The organism is Methanobrevibacter sp., assembly GCF_045577275.1.
Taxonomy (GTDB): domain Archaea; phylum Methanobacteriota; class Methanobacteria; order Methanobacteriales; family Methanobacteriaceae; genus Methanobrevibacter.
Genome location: NZ_JAZNIB010000210.1, coordinates 1 through 5,069, shown reverse-complemented (window position 1 = coordinate 5,069; position 5,069 = coordinate 1). Strand labels below are relative to the sequence as shown.

At 32.1% G+C, this 5,069-nt stretch carries 3 protein-coding genes; 2 read left to right on the top strand and 1 reads right to left on the bottom strand.

The window, feature by feature from the left end; genetic code table 11:
- Positions 1-1,137, top strand: a 1,137-nt coding sequence (locus ACKI67_RS06070; RefSeq protein ID WP_407462548.1) for a type II secretion system F family protein, incomplete at its 5' end; no start/stop codon positions are given.
- A gap of 389 nt (positions 1,138-1,526) precedes the next feature.
- Here the strand turns inward: ACKI67_RS06070 and hmdC are convergent.
- Positions 1,527-3,035, bottom strand: a complete 1,509-nt coding sequence (hmdC, locus tag ACKI67_RS06065) for a 5,10-methenyltetrahydromethanopterin hydrogenase cofactor biosynthesis protein HmdC (protein WP_407462547.1) — start codon at positions 3,033-3,035, stop codon at positions 1,527-1,529.
- 564 nt (positions 3,036-3,599) lie between these two features.
- Between hmdC and hmd the strand changes: the two genes are divergently transcribed.
- Positions 3,600-4,616: a 5,10-methenyltetrahydromethanopterin hydrogenase gene (hmd, locus tag ACKI67_RS06060; RefSeq protein WP_407462546.1), complete on the top strand. Its 1,017-nt coding sequence runs from the start codon at positions 3,600-3,602 to the stop codon at positions 4,614-4,616.
- Positions 4,617-5,069: the final 453 nt, after the last annotated feature.

Genomic DNA, 5,069 nt, shown 5'->3' with positions numbered 1-5,069 from the left:
TATAAGGTGATTATTATTTTAGAGGAATTTTTCATTCGATTCACTGATTTATCAATCAATTTTTTCATAAAAGTTATTGATTTCATCATTTCAGTTCTGGATAAGTTTGATGGCAATAGCAATTTAGGGGATGAAAGAAATTCTAAAGAAAAGAATTTTGAAAATAATGGAATCTTCAAGATAAGTAATTTCTTAAAGAATGATAGTATTTTTGAGGAATTGGAAAATAGGTATTCAAATAGTTCATCTTCAAATCTTTCCAATTCATCCAATCAAGCTCAAAACATTTTTACCAGTTTAAATCTTGAAAATAATGATGATTATCAAAATATTAATGAAAGTGACGATAATTTTGGGAGTATCAGAGATAAATTTATTGATATTTTAATGAATAACAAATTTATTTCAATAGATGAATCCAATCTTCATGATTCATTTTTAAGAATAATCATAATAGTCTTATCAATCCTAACCCTTGTAGTTGCATTAATTAGCTATTTCATATCTATTGAGTTAGGTCTGGCCATTCTCATCGCATTTTTATTAATTGGCTTTGCTATATTTTATTATCCTAAAATCAAAAGGCAAAATGATTACTCTTCATTTTCAAAGGAACTTCCTTATGCTCTTAGGCAATTGGCAACTGAACTTAGATCCGGCAAAAGTCTATTTGATTCTATGGATTCAATTTCTCGCTCTGATTATGGCATCTTGTCCCTTGAGTTTTCAAGAGTTCTTGAAGAGATAAAATATGGGGAAAGTACGGAACAGGCATTCTTGAATCTGGAAAAGAGAGTTGATTCGAAGGCATTTTCAAGGGTGATATATGAAATCCTAACGAGTTTGAGGGTTGGAGCAAATCTTTCCACTTCTCTAACTATAATTGCAGATGATGTGAACTTTGACATCAGAATGAAATTGAAGGAGTATAGTGAAAAGCTGAATGCATTCATTATGATTTATACCTTTTTAGCTATTTTGGCACCTGTCATTCTTTTGACAATTCTGCTTGCAGCTTCTGTGGTAATCGGTGATTTGGTTCCCGGTGATTTGATATTGGTTCTTTATTCTGTATTTTTCCCTATGATAATCATCTTTTTAGGGTTTGCAATTAAAAAATTAGAGCCTAAAATATAATGGGGTTTTGTTAAAATGAAATGTGTATGGCATTGGTGGCTAATTTTTAAAATAAAGTGATAAGGAGGAAGAAATTGGCTTGGCGTAGTTTGTTTGATTTATAAATTAAAATATTTCTATGATTATAAGATAAGAACAATGTTTTGTTTTAGGTGACACATTGTTCTTATGGTCTAAAAGGAAAATTATTTTTTATTTTTAATTTGAGCGATATAGTAAAAAATTAGTTCCCTTTAAACACAATTCTTATTATATCATTTGTCATATAAAAACTTTATTACTTTTTTCTAAAAAAGTATTACTTTTTTAATAATTATTTACTAATTTGTATTATTATTCTATTTTTTAAGCTTTTCAACATTTAATTTTTATATGAATGTTCAACATTCCTAAACTATGTTTATTGCATGTGGGATTTTTGCCTTGATTGCATTATGTATTTTAGGAATTGTTGTAGTTATAATGGATTCTTTTGCAATATATCCGGAATCCCTATCATTGCAATGGCCTATGCGTATTGTAGCATTTAATTCTTCCTGGAGATTATCTACAGTCACTCTTTCAATCCATGGATTGCTGTCAGTTATGATGATTTCATCTATTCCCTGCTTATCCAATTCCTTAGCGACAAGCCATGATATGAATCTTCCACCATGCAATGAAACGATGTTTCCGTTTACGCTATTTGCAATTTCCTCTAAGGTTTTAGGCAAATTCATTTCCTTATACATCTTGGAGTTTTGTATTGTTGCCCAATGTGCATCACCAATAGCAAAGGAACCGATTGTCTTTGGATAAATGTTCTCTGGTCCTGCAAGTTTAACAGCATGGGTAAGTGCTAATAATTCATCTCTTTGAACTGGGACTCTTGTTGCTCCACCTTGAATCTCTTCGTTCATTATCTCTATCACTCTTGGCAGACCGAATTTGCCTCTTCTTGCAGTTCCAGGTTCAAAACCGCACATGTATCCATGGTGGTTTTTAGGAAAACCTGTGATGATTACATTCAATCCGGATCTGAGTCCTGCTCTGCATTCACTTTCATAGGCTCCATTGGTTGCAACCACTTTTCCAGGACATAAGATTCTGCTCATAGCTATTGCCTTTGCAAAGCTTTCATTTGTGTTTTCACATCTGTTGAATGGTCCTCCTTCAATGACAAAGACATCCACATCCATTTCAACTGCTTTTTTAAATCCTGTGATTAGTTCATCGTATCCATCTCCAACAAACATGATTGCCTCAAGCCCTTTTCCATATTTTTTTGCAAGATTTGCCAAATCTTCGGCTTCTTCAAGTGGTGCGGCATGCCCATCATGGGATTGTACGCTGCTTAAATTGATTGCAACTGAGGATGATAGCTGAACCCATTTTTCCTTATCCATCTCTTCAGCCTTTTCCTTATCGATCAATCTTTCATGAATCCTTCCTCTAGGGCACTCTGTAAAGCCTGGCCCCTTATTGTAGCAGTCTCCACCGCATCCTGTAATATGTTTTGGCAATCTCATTGCACCGTATTTTCCGAAATGGTCAAGATCCAATGGAACGTCTGTAATGTTATAGACCTCTTCCATGATCTCAACACCTCTTTGGCCATATTTTTCTGCAATGTCTGAAAATGCATATGCACAAATGTGTATTGGTGCTCCTATCATGTTGGCAAGCTTGCAGTTTCCGAACAATTCCATCTTTTCCAAGTCAGATGCACAGGTTCCAACCACCACTTCAGTCAAGTCGCATCCTATTGGGAACTTCTTGAAACGAGTACCTAGTTTCATTGTCTCTTCTAAACTTAATTCAGAAATTGCGTCTACAACGGATTCTACATCCTTTTCAGCTTTTGCCAATTCCAAAGCACTTTCATCACTATTTATTGATTCTTTGATAAGTTCGTACATTTTTTACCTCAATTTGAGTCTTTTATAAATTTTTTAAAACGAGTAATTGTAATTCTATCAAATTTTTCTAAAGTATTAACATAATCTAGAAAATCCATAAAAAAGTAATACTTTTTTATAAAATCTTATTACAAATTCTATTTTTTTATTTAAATCTTCTACAATATAAAAATTTTGTTATTTTTCAACTATTCTTCCCATTTTTTTCGATAGAATTTTTGCAGTATTACTTTTAGTTTCATATGGCTCAAAGAGTAATAAATAATTTTAAATATGTATTAAAATAAAGTTATTATTACTACTTTGTTAATTAGTATTACTAAAATCTAAAAAAATTCCTTTAAGTATTACTTGCTTGGCAATTATGATATTTTAACTAATTTGCGTTGGCGAGTAATAACTTTTAATGGGCTTTTAAACTGTTAAATAGTATAATCGTGTTCATTATGATTTCATATATTCTCACTAATTAAATCAAAGTTTAATCCCATGATAGATTTGTGATACAATTATAAGATTAAAATTTTTTCACAAAGTGGTAAAATATAAAGGAGATATTTAAAAATGAAAGTAGCAATTTTAGGTGCTGGCTGTTACAGAACTCACGCAGCTAGTGGAATTACAAATTTTTCTAGAGCATGTGAAGTAGCAGAAGCAACCGGTAAAGAAAACATTTCAATGACCCACTCTACCATTGAAATGGGTGCAGAACTTTTAGAATTAGCAGGTGTAGACGAAGTTGTAGTAGCTGACCCTGTATTTGATGGCGAATTTACTGTAGTAGAAGACTTTGATTATGCAGAAGTAATCGCAGCTCACAAAGCAGGAACTCCTGAAGATGTAATGCCTGCAATCAGAGCAAAAGTAGGAGAATTAGCAGAAACTGTACCTAAACCAGCTGGTGGTGCTATTCACTTCACTCACCCAGAAGACTTAGGTATGAAATGTACCACTGATGACCGTGAAGCAGTAGCTGACGCTGACTGGATCATGACCTGGTTACCAGAAGGAGGTATGCAACCTGCAATCATCGAAAAATTCGCTGATGTAATTAAAGACGGTGCTATCGTAACCCACGCATGTACTATTCCAACTCCTAGCTTAAACAAAATCTTTGAAGACTTAGGCAAAAACGTAAATGTAGCTTCCTACCACCCAGGTGCAGTACCTGAAATGAAAGGTCAAGTTTACATTGCAGAAGGATTTGCTGACGCTGCAGCTATTGAAACCTTAAAAGATTTAGGTACCAAAGCAAGAGGATCCGCATTCACCTTACCTGCAAACATGGTAGGTCCTGTATGTGATATGTGTTCCGCAGTAACTGCAATTACCTACGCTGGTCTTTTATCTTACAGAGACACTGTAACCCAAATCTTAGGTGCACCAGCAGGATTTGCTCAAATGATGGCTAACGAAGCATTAACCAACGTAACCAAATTAATGGCTGATGAAGGTATTGACAAAATGGATGATGCTTTAAACCCAGGTGCATTATTAGGTACCGCTGACTCCATGAACTTCGGTCCATTATCTGAAATTGTACCTACTATCTTAGAATCTTTAGAAAAAAGATCCAAATAAGTAATTAGGTCTTAAAAAAAGATTTAAAAAGTTTGGTTTTAAAAAAAGATTAAAATTAGTGTTATAACTTTATTAAGTTATAATAGTTGAAATTGCTCTTAGAGAATGATTTTAGCTACCAAAACTAAAGAAATTAAATTTAATAGACATTAATCTTTTTTGTGAATTTTGGGATTAATGCTATTAATTTAATTCTTTAGCTGCATTAAATAATAAGCTATAATTTATTCCAGGACATAAATTCATAGAATTGTGGATAAATTATAATACAAATTATCTAATGAATTAATATTTATTAATATTATTATTTATTTATTGTCATATTCTTTTAAGAATTCTAAAAATAGTAATAATGTTTTTTAAATTCATAATAATTCTATTAAAAAAATAAGATGGTTCTATTATAATTTATTCATAAGTTTTTATTATTTTTATAATTTTGTTTAAAATAAT